19 protein-coding genes are annotated in these 18689 nt (G+C 62.9%); 10 read left to right on the top strand and 9 right to left on the bottom strand.

Annotated features, from left to right (window positions below):
* Window positions 1-74: 74 nt before the first annotated feature.
* The 4 genes from VOI18_RS02400 (at window position 75) to xth (ending at window position 3465) form a co-directional block, all read left to right on the top strand.
* A complete protein-coding gene (locus VOI18_RS02400; protein WP_323760809.1) occupies window positions 75-941 on the top strand; it encodes a hypothetical protein in 867 nt (288 codons plus the stop codon).
* Window positions 942-1031: 90 nt separating this feature from the next.
* Window positions 1032-1697, top strand: coding sequence for an outer membrane lipoprotein carrier protein LolA (locus VOI18_RS02395; RefSeq protein WP_323760808.1), 666 nt, complete (start codon window positions 1032-1034; stop codon window positions 1695-1697).
* Between the two features lie 321 nt (window positions 1698-2018).
* Window positions 2019-2627, top strand: a complete 609-nt coding sequence (locus tag VOI18_RS02390) for a hypothetical protein (RefSeq protein WP_323760807.1) — start codon at window positions 2019-2021, stop codon at window positions 2625-2627.
* 25 nt (window positions 2628-2652) lie between these two features.
* Window positions 2653-3465 (top strand): exodeoxyribonuclease III, encoded by an 813-nt coding sequence (xth, locus tag VOI18_RS02385; protein WP_323760806.1) that lies wholly within the window; start codon window positions 2653-2655, stop codon window positions 3463-3465.
* Here the strand turns inward: xth and VOI18_RS02380 are convergent.
* Window positions 3462-4148: a response regulator transcription factor gene (locus VOI18_RS02380; protein ID WP_323760805.1), complete on the bottom strand. Its 687-nt coding sequence runs from the start codon at window positions 4146-4148 to the stop codon at window positions 3462-3464. The two genes, xth and VOI18_RS02380, sit on opposite strands and share 4 nt — an antisense overlap.
* Window positions 4149-4400: 252 nt before the next feature.
* Between VOI18_RS02380 and VOI18_RS02375 the strand changes: the two genes are divergently transcribed.
* The gene (locus VOI18_RS02375; protein ID WP_323760804.1) at window positions 4401-4913 is read left to right on the top strand and encodes a L,D-transpeptidase family protein; all 513 of its coding nucleotides are present in this window, start codon (window positions 4401-4403) and stop codon (window positions 4911-4913) included.
* Between the two features lie 42 nt (window positions 4914-4955).
* Here VOI18_RS02375 and VOI18_RS02370 read toward each other — a convergent pair whose 3' ends face one another.
* Window positions 4956-5633, bottom strand: coding sequence for a YggS family pyridoxal phosphate-dependent enzyme (locus VOI18_RS02370; protein ID WP_323760803.1), 678 nt, complete (start codon window positions 5631-5633; stop codon window positions 4956-4958).
* On the opposite strand from VOI18_RS02370, the gene VOI18_RS02365 reads away from it, so the two are divergent.
* On the top strand, window positions 5632-6267 hold the full coding sequence (locus VOI18_RS02365; protein ID WP_323760802.1) for a thiamine phosphate synthase: 636 nt from the start codon (window positions 5632-5634) through the stop codon (window positions 6265-6267). The two genes, VOI18_RS02370 and VOI18_RS02365, sit on opposite strands and share 2 nt — an antisense overlap.
* Here the strand turns inward: VOI18_RS02365 and VOI18_RS02360 are convergent.
* Both VOI18_RS02360 and VOI18_RS02355 read right to left on the bottom strand, forming a co-directional pair.
* A complete protein-coding gene (locus VOI18_RS02360; RefSeq protein ID WP_323760801.1) occupies window positions 6239-6622 on the bottom strand; it encodes an NtrZ family periplasmic regulatory protein in 384 nt (127 codons plus the stop codon). The genes VOI18_RS02365 and VOI18_RS02360 overlap by 29 nt on opposite strands.
* Before the next feature lie 151 nt (window positions 6623-6773).
* Window positions 6774-8042, bottom strand: a complete 1269-nt coding sequence (locus VOI18_RS02355; RefSeq protein ID WP_323760800.1) for a hypothetical protein — start codon at window positions 8040-8042, stop codon at window positions 6774-6776.
* A gap of 265 nt (window positions 8043-8307) precedes the next feature.
* Here VOI18_RS02355 and VOI18_RS02350 point away from each other — a divergent pair, with 265 nt between their 5' ends.
* From VOI18_RS02350 to holA, 4 genes are read left to right on the top strand one after another with little or no spacing between them, the layout of a single operon-like run.
* Window positions 8308-8802 carry a DUF3576 domain-containing protein gene (locus tag VOI18_RS02350; protein ID WP_323760799.1) on the top strand — a complete coding sequence of 165 codons (495 nt, stop codon included), beginning with the start codon at window positions 8308-8310 and terminating at the stop codon, window positions 8800-8802.
* A gap of 55 nt (window positions 8803-8857) precedes the next feature.
* On the top strand, window positions 8858-11455 hold the full coding sequence (leuS, locus tag VOI18_RS02345; RefSeq protein ID WP_323760798.1) for a leucine--tRNA ligase: 2598 nt from the start codon (window positions 8858-8860) through the stop codon (window positions 11453-11455).
* Between the two features lie 4 nt (window positions 11456-11459).
* Entirely contained in the window at window positions 11460-11963 is a 504-nt protein-coding gene (gene lptE / locus VOI18_RS02340) for an LPS assembly lipoprotein LptE (RefSeq protein WP_323760797.1), read from the top strand.
* Window positions 11960-13012, top strand: coding sequence for a DNA polymerase III subunit delta (gene holA / locus VOI18_RS02335; protein WP_323760796.1), 1053 nt, complete (start codon window positions 11960-11962; stop codon window positions 13010-13012). Before lptE ends, holA begins: the two co-directional genes overlap by 4 nt.
* Here the strand turns inward: holA and VOI18_RS02330 are convergent, their stop codons facing one another.
* From VOI18_RS02330 to mnmE, 5 genes are all read right to left on the bottom strand, one after another.
* Window positions 13013-13933 (bottom strand): ParB/RepB/Spo0J family partition protein, encoded by a 921-nt coding sequence (locus tag VOI18_RS02330; protein ID WP_323760795.1) that lies wholly within the window; start codon window positions 13931-13933, stop codon window positions 13013-13015.
* The gene (locus VOI18_RS02325; protein WP_323760794.1) at window positions 13930-14775 is read right to left on the bottom strand and encodes a ParA family protein; all 846 of its coding nucleotides are present in this window, start codon (window positions 14773-14775) and stop codon (window positions 13930-13932) included. Before VOI18_RS02325 ends, VOI18_RS02330 begins: the two co-directional genes overlap by 4 nt.
* Window positions 14765-15388, bottom strand: coding sequence for a 16S rRNA (guanine(527)-N(7))-methyltransferase RsmG (gene rsmG, locus VOI18_RS02320; protein ID WP_323760793.1), 624 nt, complete (start codon window positions 15386-15388; stop codon window positions 14765-14767). Before rsmG ends, VOI18_RS02325 begins: the two co-directional genes overlap by 11 nt.
* Window positions 15389-17248: a tRNA uridine-5-carboxymethylaminomethyl(34) synthesis enzyme MnmG gene (gene mnmG / locus VOI18_RS02315; protein WP_323760792.1), complete on the bottom strand. Its 1860-nt coding sequence runs from the start codon at window positions 17246-17248 to the stop codon at window positions 15389-15391.
* Window positions 17249-17370: 122 nt separating this feature from the next.
* Window positions 17371-18687, bottom strand: coding sequence for a tRNA uridine-5-carboxymethylaminomethyl(34) synthesis GTPase MnmE (gene mnmE, locus VOI18_RS02310; protein WP_323760791.1), 1317 nt, complete (start codon window positions 18685-18687; stop codon window positions 17371-17373).
* Between the last annotated feature and the right edge of the window lie 2 nt (window positions 18688-18689).

Here is an 18689-nt window from a genome sequence, read left to right as displayed (position 1 = left end):
CGTGAATGGCCGGCCAGCCCACGCGCTGCGAAGGTCATCCGGCTTGGGGGAGCGTGACGACCGAGGGACACAACATGAAATTCATCTGGATGGCCGCTGGCCTGGCGCTGCTGGGGCCGTCGGCTCATGGGCAATCTGTGCCCCGGGCGGAAGCCCTGTGGCGAAGTGAGACTGTCGACCGGCCGGAGGCCGTTCATGTGCCCGTCGGCAGCGATTGGGCCTATATCGGCAACCAGTCCGGTGCGGGGGAGGAAACTGACCCGCCCGGACAGGGCTATGTGTCTCGCCTCAATCTGGTTTCCGGCCAGTGGCAGGCCCGCTGGGCTGACGGATTTGACGACCCGCTCGGCATCGTTTCCCAGGACGGCCGCCTCTACCTGGTCGATGCCGGTCGGCACGTGATCGCACTCGATACCAACAGCGGCGAGGAGCTTGATCGCTGGACGCTGGAGGTCGACAACATCTTCCTCAATGATATCGCGATCGACCCGGACGGGCGGATCTGGGTTACCGATACGCGAGGCGGCCGGGTGTTCGGTCTTGTGGAAGGATCCTGGCGCGTCTTGTTCGTGGGCGCGCCCTTTACCGGTGCCAATGGCATCGAGTTTGTCGATGGCTGGATCTATGTCGTTTGCTCCAGTGGCGTCGGCAATCTGATCCGCGTCCAACCCGACACGCTGGCGACGACCGTACTGCTGGAAGGCGAGGGATCGCTTGATGGTGTGGTCACCGACGGTCGCGGCGGACTGGTGTTGAGCGACTTGCGAGGTCGCCTTCTGCACTGGTCCGAGGCCAGCGGCCTGACGGTGCTTGACGGATATGAGGATGAGGAGGTCATGCTCAACTCGATTGGCGGTACGCCGGACGGACGCTTCATCTTCGCGCCGCACTGGTCGAGCTCGATGCTCTCCGCCTACGAGATTCACTACCCGACCCGATAGCCCGACCCGCCCAGCCGGAAACCTCGCGCGTGAGCGGATCATGAACATCAGGGTCTTGCTCACGCCGCAATCCGGGTACAGCTTGGCGCCATGATCACACTGCTTGCCACTCTCGCCCTTTTGCAGGCGACCGACCCGGCGCCGCTTCCCGACGAAGCTGTCCAGGATTCCGCAGCCATTCAGCAGGCGCCCGAGCCGGCGCCGCTGGACCGTGAGGCTGCCCTGGCCGGGATCAATGCGGCGCTCAATTCAATCGAGACCCTGCGCTCACGCTTCATCCAGATCGCACCGGACGGTTCGTCGGCCGAAGGCAATCTTGCCCTGTCCCGCCCCGGCCGCCTGCGGCTGGATTATGACGCGCCCAACCCGCTGCGGATCATCGCCGACGGGACCACAGTCGCCGTGGAGGACAGGGCCCTTGAGACCGTCGACCGGATTCCCCTGCGGTCGACGCCGCTCTGGTGGTTGTTGAAGCCTGAAATCGACATCGCGGAGGATGCGGCGATCGTGTCGCTGGAACGCGAGTTCGGTTTTTTGTATCTGACATTGCGCGACCCGTCCGACGAGATGGAGGGCGAGATCATGTTCGTTTTTTCGGACGCGGATCACGCGCTACGCGAATGGTTTGTCACCGATGCGCTGGGCGAGATCACACGGGTCAGCCTGACCGATGTGCAGTCCGACGTGCGCCTCAATCCGCGGATATTTGTAATTCCCGAACCTGAAACCCGGCGTGATTCGAGACGTGGCCGCTAAGTGATTGCGGCTTTTTGGACACACGCAATTTCTTTCTCATTTTTTATTTGTAAAAGTCCGGACGCTGTGGCGTTATTGTTACGCTGACTGAGAGGCAATGGATCGGCGTCGTCCCCCCGCTTGCGGATCCTCATCTCAGTCGCGCCGGATCGATCCCCTCCCGGCGCTGCGCTCACACAGACAAGCGCATGGCTTTGCGCCCGGTCTCCTCCCCCTCGAGACCGGGCGCATTTCATTTTGGGACCTCTTCTTCCGCGCTATCCCCCGTTTGTCGCACCTGCACCCCTGTCACGGCGACGGATTGAGGGTTAAATACGCCCCATGCAGTTCCATGATGATCCCGACGACGCTGACATTCCGCGCCTGCTCGAAGAAATTCCGCTCCTCTACAAGGCCAAGGCCTTCGCCGAGAGCCTGAACTCCAACTCCTGGTTTGCCCGCCTGGGCGAGCCCCTGGATGATCGCGAGAAATACCTGGCCCGCGCCTATCTGGACGGACTTGGTTTTCCTGATGCCGAGCCAGGCCTCCTCACCGACTGGGAAGAAGCCGCCGGCGCAGCGGAAACGCTGGATCGCGATCCGGTCAGCTGGGAGGCCGAAGAGATGCTGCGCACCGGTCTGGTCTCACGGGTGCTGGAGCGTCTCGACGAGGAAGCCGTACATGCGGCGTTGTCGATGGTCGCTCAGAAAACCGGCGACAGCGCCCGCGATATCATCGAAGACGCTGCGGCGATGGATGATGTCGAGGACATGGCGCTGGTCAATGCCGCCGCCGGGGCCCTCGCCCAGGCGGCCAATGGGGCGGCCCTGGTTGTGCTGGCCGAAGCCGAAGACGATCAGCCGCCACACCCGTTCCTGGCCCGCTGGCGCCTGTTTGCGCGCGGTCGCTGGCCGGTCGGCATCGCCGGCTCGACCTACAATATCCTTTGATCCTGCACACAGACGAGACCGTGCCATGACCCTGACCCTTGCCAGCTGGAACATCAATTCCGTGCGCCTGCGCGCCGTCCCGCTCATTTCTGACTGGGTTCGGGAGGCGGATCCGGATGTGCTGTGCCTGCAAGAAATCAAGTGCCTGGCAGAACAGTTTCCCGAAGACGCGTTCCGGGAGATGGGATTCCGGCATTTCCACGTGCGCGGCCAGAAAGGCATGCACGGGGTCGCGATTGCATCGAAATACCCGCTTGAGGATCTGGGCGATGTCGATCTCTGCCCGCGCGGCGAGGCCCGGCATCAACGGGTCGGCGTCGAGGGCATCGAACTGCACAATTTCTACATTCCTGCCGGCGGCGACGAGCCGGACCCGGCCATCAATCCGCGCTTTGCCCACAAGCTGGAGTTCCTGGAGCGAATCGAACGCTATTTCGCCGGACGCGCCAATGAAAATGCACCGCTGGTGCTGGTCGGCGATTTCAACATTGCGCCCTATGAGCACGATGTCTGGTCACACAAGCAATTGCTCAAAGTGGTCTCCCATACGCCCGTCGAGGTGCAAGCGCTGGAGCGTATCCGCCAGGCCGGGCAGTTCTCGGACGTGGCGCGCGAGCTCATTCCCATGGACGAGAAGATCTACACCTGGTGGAGCTACCGGGCGAAGGACTGGCGGGCCGCCAATCGCGGTCGCCGGCTCGACCACATCTGGGCATCACCGGCCGCGCGCGACCGCGCTCTGGCTGGCGGGCGCGACGCGTTCCGCATCTGGGAAGACGAACGCAGCCGCGAAAAACCGTCGGATCACGCACCGGTCGTGCTGACCCTGGGCAGCTAGCTCTGTAGCCGGTAGCCACCGCTTTCGGTCACCAGCAGTCGTGCATGCGCTGGATCGGGTTCGATTTTCTGGCGGAGCCGATAGATGTGGGTTTCCAGTGTGTGGGTCGTCACGGCCGGATTATATCCCCATACCTCGTGCAACAACTCGTCGCGCGGGACCGGCTTGCCGCCGGCTCGGTAGAGGTATTTGAGGATGTTGGTCTCTTTCTCGGTCAGGCGGATTTTCTTCTCGTCCGAGGTCAGCAAAAGCTTCATGGACGGCCGGAACTCGTAGGGTCCGACCTGGAAGACTGCATCCTCGCTTTGCTCGTGACTGCGTAGATGGGCGCGGACCCGGGCCAGTAGAACCGAGAATTTGAACGGCTTGGTGACGTAGTCATTGGCGCCGGACTCAAGACCCAGGATCTGGTCGGCATCGGTGTCCTGACCGGTCAGCATCACCACCGGTGCCGTGATGCCGTTCTTGCGCATCAGCCGGCAGGCCTCACGGCCATCCATGTCGGGAAGTTCGACATCCAGAAGGATCAGGTCGGCTCGCTCATTGCGGGCGATCCCCATGCCAGCACCGGCCGTGTCAGCCGACAGGGTGCGAAATTCCTCATGCAGGGCGAACTGTTCGACCAAGGCTTCACGGAGATCTTCATCGTCATCGACGATCAGAATGGTTTTTTGCGCGTTCATGCGTTGATTGTGCCCATTTCGTTTCACAAGGCAATTCCTGCCGGGCGGCATATTCTGCCCGGCAGGAATTGCAGGTTTGGTCAAATTTGCCCAGCCTGGCTTGACGTAAGGTCTGGTCCCGAAATTGCTTGGTTAATGGCAGGTCCGGATGCCCGGACAAACCTCCGTGGTGGGGGAGGCGAAGCGGACATCCGAACAGTGTCGTTCCGGATGTCCCTCGCCGACCACCGCTTCTCCGGCAACGGGTTTCCCATGGATTGGCAAGTCAGCCGGAACGGCCACATCACATTATCTTCCAAGCCGGATGGCGGCACCGTACCCGCAGCGCTGGGGCGTGCGGGAGTCACGAAGGCGTCAGACAAGCGTGAAGGCGATGGCGCCACGCCCTTGGGTCGCTACCCGTTGCGTCGGGTCCTGTACCGGGCCGACCGCGTGGACGCGCCGGCAACCGCCCTTCCCTGTCGGCCTCTGCAGCCCGATGACGGCTGGTGTGATGCCCCCGGTGACCCGGCCTATAACCGGCCTGTCCGTCGTCCCTACCCGGCCTCTCACGAGGCCCTGTGGCGCGAAGACGGATTGTACGACATCATCCTCGTGCTCGGGCACAATGACGACCCGCCGGCCAGGGGTGCCGGTTCAGCCATCTTCCTGCATTGCAAACGGGGAAATTATGAGCCGACGGAAGGGTGTATTGCGCTCGACCCGGACCATGTCCGAGCCTTGCTGGCGGCTTCCGGGCCCGGGGACTGGATCACCATCAGCTAGGCGCTTGCCTCTTGGACGTCGCAAACCCGGAACCACGCGGCCCTATTCGGTCCGGGTGCCAAACAGTCCGGTGCCGATCCGCACTGACGTCGCGCCAAGCGCGATCGCCGCGGGATAATCGGCACTCATCCCCATCGACAGGTGGTCTAGGCCGTTTTCGGCTGCCAGCTTGGCGAGCAAGGCAAAATGAAGCCCGGGTGGCTGATCAATTGGCGGAATACACATCAGCCCCGAGATCGCGAAACCGTAATCGTCGCCCAGCCGTTTCAGGAAAGCGGGCAAATCGGTCGGCAAAATGCCGGCCTTCTGGTCTTCAGCACCCGTATTCACCTGTACATACAGCCGGGGGGCACGGCCCTGCCGGTCCATTTCCTTTCGCAACGCGGCAGCCAGCTTGACCCGGTCGAGCGTTTCGATGACGTCAAACAGGGCGACCGCATCGGCGGCCTTGTTGGATTGAAGGGGCCCGATGAGGCGCAATTCGAGGTCGGGATAGATCGTGCGGCGGTCGGCCCAGTGGGCCATCGCCTCCTGCACCCGGTTCTCACCGAACACCCGGTGTCCGGCCGCCAAGGCAGACTCCAACCGCTCTTCGGGCTGGCGTTTGGAAACCGCGACCAGTTTGATGCAGTCTGGTTCCCGGCCCACCTGTACGGCCAGCTCAGCCATTTCCGCAAGGAGCGCGTTGCGACGTGTCGTCATGTCGAGAATTCCGGTCATGAAACCGCCCTACGACGCAGCCACACGCTTGGCAAGCGCTGCCCTGTCAGTACGCGGCGACCTGCCGTGTGCCCTGCCGCCACTCCTGGTCCTCACCGACCCGAAACGGCTGCCGGACCCGGTTGCACTGGCAGGGGCCTTGCCGCCCGGTTCCGGTCTGGTCTACCGGCATTTCGGACATCATGACCGACAGGCCATCGCCTGTGCCGCCGTGGCCATCGCCCGTGAACGGGGTGTTACGGTCCTGGTGTCGTCCGACCTGGACCTGGCAATGGGCAGCGGCGCGGCCGGCGTGCACTGGCCCGAACGAATGATAGGCGAGGCCGGGCGTGCTCGGGCGCGCGGCTGCCGCTTGCTGTTCTCAGCGGCTGCGCATGCGCCGTCCACGCTGTCTCGAGCAGACCGGGCCGGCCTCGATGCAGTGCTGGTCTCAACGGTCTTTGCCAGTCAAAGTCCAACAGCGCGCCGTGCCATGGGACCGATGGCGCTTTCCGCCTGGGTCCGACGCACGGCTTTGCCGGTCTATGCACTCGGCGGCATCAACCACATGAATGCGCTCAGACTCAGCGGACTTGGAATTTCGGGGGTGGCAGTCGTCAGCGCAATCAGAAGCGCAGGGCCGACTCAAACTTGATTTCCGGCTGCCGCTCTTCGTCATCGATGTTGCGCACGAAGAAGCTGTCATCCGGCGACGCAAAGCGGACCTGACCACCCAAACGGATGCGATCCCCGAAGGTCACAAAGGCGCCGGCCGAGAGATCGTCATTGGCACGGGAGTCACTGCGATCCTGATACCCGAGTGTCACACCCCAGTGCTCGCCCAGTTCGAGATCGTAGGTGGTGCCCTCATCGAGCTCCGGCGTCGGCGCCTCGGCCATCGACAGGGTGAAAGCCTCGTACCACGGCGCGGCAACCTCGGTTTCCGCACTCACATCCTGGGCCATTGCGCCGGGCGCGCAAAGAAGGACGGCCGCGGCAGCGCCTGCCACGGTCAACTTTTTTCCAATGATTTCAAACGGTTTCTGCCGCCGGATCATCGTACTACTCCCTCACGCCCTCTATTAGTAGCGCAGCGCTGCCTACCGACCCAACAGATTCTGCGCAAATAATGAAAGAAGTCCGAGTCCTGTGGCGGAATTGTCAATATCGCCAGCCAAGCTCGACAAAAGCGATTGTTGACCGTCCGGTTTGCCGGGTCCGGCCCGACACCTGGATCACCGGCTCGCGCGTGGTTGACGCCCGCAGGCCGACGGCGACCAGACCGGCCTCTCCGACCAATCGCGAGGTTGCGACCTGCCAGGTCTGGGCGTCGGCGTGGACGTAGTCATCGCTGAGGGCGGAAAATTCAACCGCCGTAAGCCAGTCGCCCTGTTCCACACCGATGGACGCTGACCAGTTTTCCAGGGCCCCGTTCCCCGTCACACCATTATTGCTGCGGTGCCAACGACCGCCCGCCAACCAGTCATTCCAGCGCCAGGAAAGGCCCGCATCGAGGCTGGAAACAGGCTGGAAACCGACCGCGCCGTCGACACGGCCGGCCTCGCTTGCCGCAAGGCTCAACCCCCACTCCTGATCGCCACGACGGACATTGTAGGTCAGCGACAGCTCGACGACATCCTTGTTGATAGCGCCCGACTGGCCGGAATGACCGGTCCGCCGGGGACAATAGTCAATGCCGCACTGTCGGACCTCCGGCGCAAAGGATATCGCAGCGCGGAGCGTGCCGACCGACACTTCCTGACCGAGCGCTATCGAGCGGAAGACCAGTTTGGGATCATGACCGGAGTAAGGGGATTCGGTGCGGATCGCCGACAGGCCGCCGCCCGGCAGGTGGCCGCCATCAGCGCGCACGAGCCGGGCCGCGGCCGGGCCGCCAACCGGGTCCAGCCGGGCCGCACCCTGCCCATAGCCCAAGCGCAACTCGCCCCAACCGGTATCCGCATAAACATAGGCGTCGGCAATCATCGCCCTGACCCGGTCGCCGGAACCGGTACCGGCGCTGAAAAGCCCGCTGCCGGGAGCGATCGGGGTCAGTGGCGAGGCGCTGGTGCCTGCGGTGGCACAATCGGCAATGCCCGGCGGGCAGTCCCCCACCCGGCCGCCATGGGTATCGGATGTCAGGTCGCGCTCCGCGTGCCCCGTCAGCACAAGGCCCCAGCGGCGCCCGGTGTCAGTGAAGGTTTCGAAATCCAGACCCAGCTCGATATCCGCGAGCCCTTCAACACCGCCGTCTGGCGTGTCGCCGGCCAGCAGGACCAGCCCGATATCAGCGCGCCAGCTGACGGCGCTGACATCGTCAACGGAGAACGGATCATGTTCAGGAAAATCAGTGTCTTGTGCCGATGCCGGCGGGCCCGCAAGTGTTCCGGACAGAGCCGCGAAAAGTATCGCGCTTGTAGTCCGTTTCATCGCTCGCGGTCCCGCCGATCGGCCCCGTCCCCCCGGACGTCGCGCCTTACAGGAGGTGAGCACGGCCCTCCGGTCAAGCGTCCGGATCGGGTTGGATGCGTGTTCACGCAAACATGTTGCAGGTTTGCCACTCCTGGATGGGTGCCTTTCATCGCTGGCGCGCACGGATTCGCGTGTTATACAAACCACTCTAAATCTGAGGCGCATTCGCGTCCTGCAGTTTCTCGTGCGTTTTCGCCGTCTTGTTTCGAAGGAGTCACGGCACATGTCGGACCGTCGGATTCTTGGATTGATCCTTTCTGCCGCCATTCTTGCACTTCCGGCCTGCGCCTCGCGCAATGCCGAAGCGGCGGAATCATCATCGGAATCGTCCGGATTCCGCCTGCCTTCCCTTCCCAACCCGCTCGCCAGCAATCGTGTGGTCGAGCCGGAAGGCATCGGCGTGAACGGTTATCTGTGGCGCGCCAGCCTGGATACGATCAGCTTCATGCCCCTGGCCGAGCTTGATCCGTTTGGCGGGGTCATCGTCACCGATTGGTATGCCAATCCACAAATGGCCACCGAACGCTTCAAGTTGACGGTCTACATTCTTGATACGCGACTGCGGGCCGATGCGCTCGCTGTCAGCGTCTTCCGCCAGGTGCGGAGCGAGAGTGGCGAGTGGATTGATGCCGAAACCGGCGCCCAGACGGCGTACGACATCGAGAACGCGATCCTGACCCGTGCACGCCAGCTGCGTATCTCGCAACTGGACAACTAGACCGGCTGCACAGGCTGATCGCATACCGGGGGCGCGGCGCGGCCGCGGGCCAGACATGACACGATACAATCCTCGCGAAGCCGAACCCAAGTGGCAATCGGCCTGGGACGCCTGTGATGCGTTCAAGGCCATTGGCCCCAGCGCGTCGAACGACAAACCGAAATACTATGTCCTCGAGATGTTTCCCTACCCGTCCGGGCGGATCCATGTCGGCCATTCGCGCAATTACACGATGGGCGACGTGGTGGCCCGCTATAAACGGGCGCGCGGATTCGACGTTCTGCACCCGATGGGATGGGACGCCTTCGGCCTGCCGGCCGAGAACGCTGCGCGGGATCGCGGCGTGCATCCCGGTGCCTGGACCCACGACAATATCGACGCCATGCGCGGCCAGCTGCAACGGCTCGGGCTGGCGCTCGACTGGAGCCGCGAGATCGCGACCTGCGATCCGTCCTACTACCGACACCAGCAAGCCATTTTCCTGAAGCTGATGGAGCGCGGTCTGCTCCACCGAAAGACGGCGAAGGTCAATTGGGATCCAGTCGACCAGACCGTGCTGGCCAATGAACAGGTGATCGACGGTCGCGGCTGGCGCTCCGGTGCCCTGGTCGTGCAGCGCGAGCTGGATCAGTGGTTCTTCAAGATCACCGAATACGCCGACGAATTGACCGACGCGCTCGACGAGCTGGACCGCTGGCCGGACAAGGTCCGGACCATGCAGTCCAACTGGATCGGTCGTTCGCGCGGCGCAGAAGTCTCCTTTCCGCTCACGGACACAGGTTTGGCCGATCAGTTCGGTGCCACGATCGACGTTTTCACGACACGACCCGACACGCTGTTCGGCGCCAGCTTCCTGGCACTTGCACCCGACCATCCGATCGTCAAGGCGCTCGCGGCGGACGATCCGGAAATTGATCGTTTCATGCGCGAATGCGCCCGAATGGGAACGACGGCGGAGGAAATCGAGAAAGCCCCCAAGCGCGGTGTGGACCTCGGCATTACCGTCCGCCACCCGTTCGACAAGAATTGGGAATTGCCTGTCTGGTCGGCCAACTTCGTTCTGTCCGGCTATGGCACCGGCGCGATTTTCGGCTCACCGGCCGGCGACCAGCGCGATCTCGACTTTGCCCGCAAATACGACCTCGCCGTCCAGCCGGTCGTCCTGCCGCCGGAGGCGAGTGCCGACACGCATGTGATCGAGGATGAGGCCTATACCGGGCCGGGAACCATCTATAACTCCCGTTTCCTTGACGGGCTTTCGACAGTGGACGCGCTGGAGCGCGCGATCACCGAGCTGGAAAGCCTTGGGCTCGGCAAGGGCGCGACAAGCTATCGTCTGCGGGACTGGCTGGTTTCGCGTCAACGCTACTGGGGTTGCCCGATTCCGGTCATCCACTGTGCCGATTGCGGCGTCGTCCCGGTTCCCGAGGACCAGTTACCTGTGGTGTTGCCGGAGGATGTCACCTTCGATCACCCGAGCAATCCGCTTGAACGCCATCCCACCTGGAAGAATGCCGACTGTCCGTCCTGCGGCAAAGCGGCCCGCCGGGAGACCGACACGCTGGACACCTTTGTCTGCTCGTCGTGGTATTTCCTGCGCTTCACATCGCCCTGGGCCGAGGACACACCCTTCCTCGCCAGTGATGCCGAGCACTGGATGCCGGTTGACCAGTATGTCGGCGGTATCGAGCATGCAATCCTGCATCTGCTCTACGCCCGCTTCTTTACCCGCGCCCTGAATGATGCCGGACTGATGAACATGAAGTCCGGAGAACCGTTTGCCGGCCTGTTCACCCAAGGCATGGTGACGCACGAAACCTACAAGTCGGCAGAAGGCAAATGGCTGTCGCCCGAGGAAGTGGACCTCCGCAAGGAGCGCGCCGTGGAGCTGGCGACGGGCAAACCGGTCTCTGTCGGCGCCATCGAGAAGATGTCCAAGTCAAAAAAGAATGTGGTCGACCTGGACGCCTTTATCGAGAGTTATGGCGCTGACGCCGTGCGTTGGTTTGTTCTTTCGGATTCCCCTCCGGAACGGGACGTCGAGTATACCGATAGCGGTGTCGAAGGTGTCTGGCGCTTTGTTCAGCGGCTTTGGACGACCGTGACATCCCTGCCCGATACAGCACCCGGCCCGCTCACTGTTGCCAGCGACGCGACCGGACCGGCGCTCGATATCCGTCGTGCTGCGCACAAGACGCTGCACGCGGTCACCGATGCGATCGAGGGTTTCCGGTTCAACTCCGCTGTGGCCCAGGTCCATGACCTGGTCAATGTGCTTCGCAAGTTCGAGCCGGCCGACCAAACCGGTATTGCCGCCAAGGCTGAAGCGTTGGGCATTCTGGTCCGGATCATCGCGCCCTTCGTGCCGCACCTGGCCGAGGAGAGCTGGGAACGACTTGGAGGCGAGGGGCTGGTGATCGATGCGGCCTGGCCCGAGGTCGACACCGGTTTGCTGGTCGAAGACAGCGTTACCCTGCCGGTCCAGGTCAATGGCAAACGTCGTACCGAGATCACGGCACCAAAAGGGGCTGCGCAGGATGTGGTCCAGGACATGGTGATGGCCGACCAAACCGTCCAGCGCGCCCTCGAGGGGCTTACCGTTCGCAAGGTTATCGTGGTACCTGATCGTATCGTGAATATCGTCGCAGGATAAAATCATGCGTTCCAGCCGCCGTGCACTTCTTGTCGGTCTCGTCGTTTCGGCGGGATTGAGCCTGTCAGCCTGCGGCTTTTCGCCGATGTATGGCGGGGCGGGTGTCAACAGCGCCTTGGCCGACATCCAGATTGAGACCGGTCGCGAACAGGTTGATTTCCACCTGCAGGAAGCCCTGCTCGACCGGATGGGTGCGCGCCATGCGTCTGGTCCCCTGACGCTGCGGACCGAAAGCACTACCAGCCGGTCCGCGCTCGGAGTAGGGACTGATGCCGCGGTGTCGCGCTATGCAATCGGACTGTCCGTCGAGTATGGCCTGTTCCGCGACGGTGATGTTGTTCCGGTCGTCGCCGGAACCGTACGCACTGAAGCGTCCTACAACGTCCCGCAATCGGTCTATGCCTCGGTCGCCGCCGAGCGTGACGCGACCGAGCGCGCGGCCCAGCTCGCAGCTGAACGGATCGCCAACCAGCTCGTGCGAGCGCTTCGGGACGCCGACACCCAGTGAAGGCCTCCGCACGCGAAGCCGACGCCCGGGTACAAAATCCCGACCCGTCCATTCGCGCCTACCTGATCTACGGCCCGGACCGCGGGTTGACCCATGAACGCGCCCAGACACTGGTCCGGTCGATCCTGGAAGATCCGGACGACCCCTTCGCTCTGACCCAATTGACCGAGGACGATCTGAAGGCGGACCCGGCCGGTCTCGCTGACGCCATGGCCGCGATGTCACTGACGGGAGGAAAGCGGCTTGTCCGGGTCAGGCTGACCGGTGAGAGCGGAAGCGGGCCGGTCATCGACATGATTGAGGGTCTGGAGAGTGGCTCTCAGACGGCCGAAGCTGTGCTGGTGGTCGAATCCGGAGATCTAGCGCCGCGAGGGAAGCTTCGAAAGACCTTCGAACCGGCAAAAAAAGCAATTACTATAGCATGTTATGCTGACAGTTCGCAGTCACTCGAATCGCTGTGTGAAAGCATGCTGAAAGTAGAAGGTCTTGAGCTTGCACGCGAAGCGCGCGCGGCCTGGCTGCCCCGACTGGAGGGTGACCGCGCCCTTGCTCGCGGCGAGATCGAAAAACTGATCCTCTATAAAGGGCTCCGATTTCAGCGCGCCGAAGATGACAACACGGTCACGCGTGAGGACGTTGAGGCGATTGCCGCCGGCCAGGGAGAGGCACAACTCGATGCAGTTCTCGCTCCAGCCCTGCTCGGATTGCTGACCAAGGCTGACAGTGCCTATCACCGGTCGATTACGGCGGGCGGATCAGCCGTTGGAATATTGCGGGCCCTGCAACGGCGACTTGATCAACTCGGTGCGGTCCATGCCGCTGGCGGGAATGACGGGGCGATGGCTCGAAGCGGCGCGCCCCGATACGGCCCGCAAGCCGATACCTTCAGGCGGCAATTATCGCTATGGCGTGGTCGCAGGTTGGACCATGCCCGCCAGCTCGCCTTCGACGCTGAGCGCGCCGTCAAATCCTCAGGCGCGCCGGCAGAAGCGTTGGTGGGTGATCTGCTGTTGCGGCTCGCTCGTGGCGCCGCGCAGATGGACCGCTGATCAGCGTCCGCCATCGGCACTGAGCCGTCGACAGACATCATCAAGTTGCTCGAGCGTCCTGTATTGCACGCGCAGTTCGCCGCCCTTGGCGCCATGTTTGATCTCGACAGCGAGACCGAGACGCGCCGTGATATCGGCTTCCAGCGCCCGGGTGTCCGCATCCTTGGAGACCGGTCCGCGGTCACCCGCCTTGGTCTCCGGGGCACGGGGACTGTGTGAGTCCCGCGCCAGCTTCTCGGCATCGCGAACTGACAATCCACTTGCGATGATACGCTCGCACAGCGCTTCCGGGTCAGGCGCATTGGCGATCGCACGCGCATGGCCGGCCGAAATCTGTCCGCTTGCCAGATGGGCAAGAACCGGATCCGGGAGGGACAGCAGCCGCATCATGTTGGCAACATGACTGCGGCTCTTGGACACCGCATGGGCGACATCTTCCTGGGTGTGCCCGAAACGATCGATCAACTGGCGGTAGGCCTGCGCTTCTTCGACCGGGTTAAGGTCAGCACGCTGAACATTCTCGACGATGCCGATTTCCAGCGTTTCCCGATCGGTGAGTTCCCGCACCAGGGCGGGTACTTCATGCAGTCGCGCCCTCTGCGCCGCACGCCAGCGACGTTCCCCAGCAACGATCTGGAAGCGATCACCGCCATCGACAGGACGCACCAGGATCGGCTGGACAATCCCCTTGTCGGCGATGGATTCCGCCAGCGCATTGAGCTCGGGCTCGGTAATCGTCTTGCGAGGCTGATCCGGATTCGGTGCGATCAGTTCGATCGGGATCATCCGGACGCCATCGCGCGATGGGACTGAAGACGGCGGCGCATCAGCTTCGGGCGCGCTATAGCCGCCCGTATCGGTCTCACCCAGGAGAGCCGAGAGGCCACGACCAAGGCGCTTGTTCTTTTCGCTGGCGCTCATGCCATTTCACCCTGTGTTTCACGACGACGTTTGCGTTCCTGCTGGACGATTTCCTTGGCCAGGCTGATATAGGCCTGCGATCCGGAGCAATGCAGGTCGTAAAGGAGAACCGGCTTGCCGACTGACGGCGCCTCCGACACCCGAACATTGCGCGGAATGACCGTCTTGTAGACCTTGTCGCCGAAATGCTCGCGCACATCGGCCGCCACTTCGGCCGACAGGTTGTTGCGGCTGTCATACATGGTCAGGACAACGCCCTGGATATCCAGACGCGAATTCAGGTGACCCCGGACACGCTCGACCGTCTTGAGCAGTTGGGACAGCCCTTCCAGGGCGAAGAACTCACATTGCAGCGGAACGAGGATCGAGTCGGCGGCAGTGAGCGAGTTCACTGTCAGGACGTTCAGGGATGGCGGACAGTCAATCAGGATGTAATCAAGCGCGGCAGCATCCGGCCCCAGAGCTTGCATGCTTTGATCGATCGCGCGTTTAAGCCGATAGGAGCGACGCTGGTCATCGGCCAGTTCGAGCTCGGCTCCTGACAAAAGCTCGTCCGATGGCACGATACTCAATCCAGGGACCACCGTTGGGGCCATGGCAGACTTGAGGGAATCCCCGCCAACCAGCACATCATAGGATGTCAGGGTGCGCTTGGCAGGAGGCACGCCCAGGCCCGTGGAGGCATTACCTTGCGGGTCAAGGTCGATGATCGCGACCTTTTGCTTGATGGCCGCGAGCGCCGTGCCGAGATTGATGGCGGTGGTGGTTTTGCCCACACCGCCCTTCTGGTTGGCGACGGCGATTACCCGGGGCGCCTTGGAACGCTGGACGTCAGTTGGCACGATCTACCTCATGAATGCGCAGGATCACCCCATCACTGGTACGACTGGGTATGACTTCACAATCGAATGTCCAGTGTTTACGGGCCTCGGTCAATTCATCGCGATAGTTTTGGCCTTTGAAAAAAAGCCCTTGAGCCCTGTTTTTCAACAAGGGTGAGACATACCCCAATAATTTATTCAACGGCGCGAAAGCCCGGGCGGTGACCAGGTCAAAGCCTTCGCCAGGGTCCAGTGTCTCGACGCGTACCGATCGGGCGTCCGCATCCAGACCCAAAGTCGCGATCGTCTTGCGAAGAAAGGCGACCTTCTTCCCGACCGAGTCGACCAGGGTCACATGCGCAGCCTGCCCACGGTCACGAAATCCGAGGGCCAGGGCGATACCGGGAAAGCCGGCGCCCGCTCCCAGGTCCGCGACCTTGCTGACATCAGGCCCGACATGGTCAAGCAGCTGGAAGCTGTCCATGGCGTGCCGGGCCCAGAATTGGTCGAGCGTGGATCGCCCTACCAGATTGGTGTGAGCATTGGTCTCGACCAATAGCCTGCGCCAGGTCTCGAACCCGTCGAGTGTTTCACGTGAAACACCGGTGTCACGGCCAAACGCTTCACGATCCATTTAGCCCGCCTCCTGCGAACGCCGTTTGACGTGGGCGAGGACGGCCGTCAGTGCCCCGGGGGTGACGCCCTCGATCCGGGCCGCCTGCCCCAGCGTTTCCGGCCGGGCCCGCTCCAGCTTTTCGCGCGCCTCATTGCTGAGCCCGCCGATTCCGCCATAGTCGAGCCCCCGAGGAAGCCGAACGGCTTCGTCACGGCGGAAGGCGAGGATATCGGCCTGTTGCCGGTCGATATAGCCCGCATACAGCGCGTCAATCTCGATCTGCTCGGCGACACCAGCCGACACCGATGCCAACTCCGGCCAGATCGCGCACAGGCGATTCCAGTTCACATCGGGATAGGCCAGCAATTCGCTGACGGTCCGACGCTTGCCATCAGCATTGACGGACAAACCCCTGTCCCGCGCTTCATTTGGCGTCAGCGATAGGCGCTCCGACAGGGCCCGAGCTGCGGACAGCTCGTCCATCTTGCTGTCAAATGCTTTGCGGCGTTCGCGTCCGGCGAGCCCCAGCTCCAGGGCTTTCGGCGTCAGCCTCTGATCCGCGTTATCGGCGCGCAAGGTCAGCCGATACTCAGCCCGCGACGTGAACATCCGATAGGGCTCGCTGACGCCGCGCGTGATCAGATCGTCGATCATCACACCGATATAGGCATCCGATCGCCCCAACACGAATGGCTCGCGCCCCGTCGCCGAAAGCGCGGCATTGGCACCGGCCATCAACCCTTGCGCGGCCGCTTCCTCATACCCGGTTGTTCCGTTGATCTGACCGGCCAGCCACAGTCCCGCCCGTTTGCGAAGCTGCAGGGTCGTATCCAGTTCGCGCGGATCAACATAATCATACTCGATGGCGTAGCCGTACCGCTTGACCGCGACCTGTTCCAAGCCCGGAATGGTCTCCAGGAATGCCTGCTGGACCGCGTCCGGCAGCGAGGTGGAAATCCCGTTGGGATAGACAGTGTCGTCTTCCAATCCTTCCGGCTCCAGGAAGATCTGGTGCGCCGACCGGTCTGCAAACCGGACAACCTTGTCCTCGATTGACGGACAATACCGCGGACCCCGACCGGCAATCGCACCGGAATAGACCGCAGACTGACCGAGATTGTCAGCGATGATCCTGTGCGTTTCCGCGGTGGTGCGGGTCACAGCACAGCTGATCTGCGGCACATCGATCCGGCCGCTCAGGAAAGAAAAGGGCACGGGCACATCGTCGGCGGCCTGCTGCTCGAGACTGTCCCAGTCAATCGACGACCGGAGAAGCCGGGCCGGGGTCCCCGTCTTGAGCCGACCCATCTGCAGGTCCATGCCGTACAGCGTGTCTGACAGGCCAATGGACGGTGCTTCACCGGCTCGCCCTGCGGGGATACGCTCGGAACCCTTGTGGATCAGGCCTCGAAGAAAGGTTCCGGTCGTCAGCACGACGGCAGCCGCATGATAGGCATTCCCGACCGCATCGGTAGCCCCGACGCAGCGGTCGCCATCGAACATCAGGTCCTCGACCGCAGCCGCCCGGATCTCCAGCCCCGGCAGATCGGCGAGCTCGCCCTGCATCGCTGACCGGTAGAGCGCCCGATCTGACTGGGTCCGCGGCCCGCGTACCGCCGGACCCTTGGAACGGTTCAAAAGACGGAACTGGATCCCGGACGCATCCGCGACCCGCCCCATCAATCCATCAAGCGCATCGATCTCACGCACCAGATGACCCTTGCCGAGCCCCCCGATCGCCGGATTGCAGGACATTTCACCAATGGTCTCGATCTTGTGGGTGAGCAAAAGGGTCCGGGCACCCAGCCGCGCCGACGCGGCCGCGGCATCGCAGCCGGCATGTCCACCGCCAATGACAATGACGTCCCAGGTTTGCATGGGGATCGATCCGTTCGGTTCAGGCTCAAGAAGAAGTCGGCCTACATAGGGCCTTCACCCATCTGAGTCGAGATCGTCCGACGAATGTTTCACGTGAAACAGCGACCAGGATTGATGCCGGGTTACTTCCCGATACAGAATTGGGAAAACACCCGATCGAGAATGTCCTCGACATCCACCCGACCGGTGAGACTTTCCAAGGCCCGGACTGCCAGCCGTGCATCTTCGCCGGCCAGTTCAGGCGCATCGGCCAGCTGATCGCGACAGCGCGCCAGTGCCTCCAGCGCCGTCTCCACCGCTCGCCGATGACGGGCTCGGCTCAAGGCCGGCATTTCCCTGGCCGACAACCGATCCCGGACAATCTCTTCGATCCGGGCCTCCAGCGCCTCGACACCATCACCGGATTTGGCGCTGAGCCGATAGGCGCCGTCACGCTGCGCCGCTGCCCCAAGATCCAGCTTGTTCAGGACCAGCAGGTCTCCATCGGTCAGGCGGCCCTCCAGATCTCGCAAATCGTCGGTCGAACGAGCATCCGCCACCCCGATCCTCAGATCCGCGTGTTCGGCCCGATCGAGCGCCCGGCGCACACCCTCGGCCTCGATCGCATCGACGGCTTCGCGCAACCCGGCCGTATCCGAGATCACGACCGGGAAGCCGCCCATGGTCAACTGCACCTCGACGATGTCGCGGGTGGTACCCGGAATGTCCGTAACAATGGCGGCGTCACGCCTGGCCAGACAATTCAGCAAACTCGACTTGCCGGCATTGGGTGCTCCAATCAAGACAATGGAGAATCCGGTCCGGATCCGCTCGCCCCGCCGCCCGTCATCGAGATGGCGGATCATGGACGCGATGAGTTCACTCAGCGGGTCATAGGCCGCATGTGACAGCGCGTCCGGTACATCAGCCTCGTCGGGAAAATCAATCTCGCCCTCGATCGAGGCCATCGCGGTGATCAGCGCATCCCGCCACCCATCATAGAGACGACGCAGCGACCCCGACATTTGTGCCAGCGCCTGGACCCGCTGACCCTCGGTCTCGGCATCGATCAGATCGGCCAGGCCCTCGGCCTCGGTCAGGTCTATCTTCTCGTTTTCAAAAGCGCGGCGGGTGAACTCCCCGGCCTCAGCCGGGCGGGCCCCCGCTTCATCCAGAGCGGCGAGAACAGCATCAATGACCGCAGGGCCGCCATGAACCTGAAACTCGGCACAATCTTCACCGGTAAAACTCCCAGGTCCGGGAAACCACAGCACAAGGCCCCGATCCATGACCGAGCCATGACTGTCGCGCAAAGCCCGAAGGGCCGCCTGCCGCGGTACCGGACGGGGCCGCCCCGCCAAGGCGTCCAGAATCCCGCCGGAGTCCGGACCCGACAGCCGGATAACCGCCACTCCCGAGCGCCCGGCTGGCGTTGCGAGAGCATAAACCGTTGTATTCACGA

Source organism: Maricaulis sp. (assembly GCF_034670125.1).
In the GTDB taxonomy this organism is placed as follows: domain Bacteria; phylum Pseudomonadota; class Alphaproteobacteria; order Caulobacterales; family Maricaulaceae; genus Maricaulis.
This window is presented reverse-complemented; position numbering and strand designations above follow the sequence as displayed.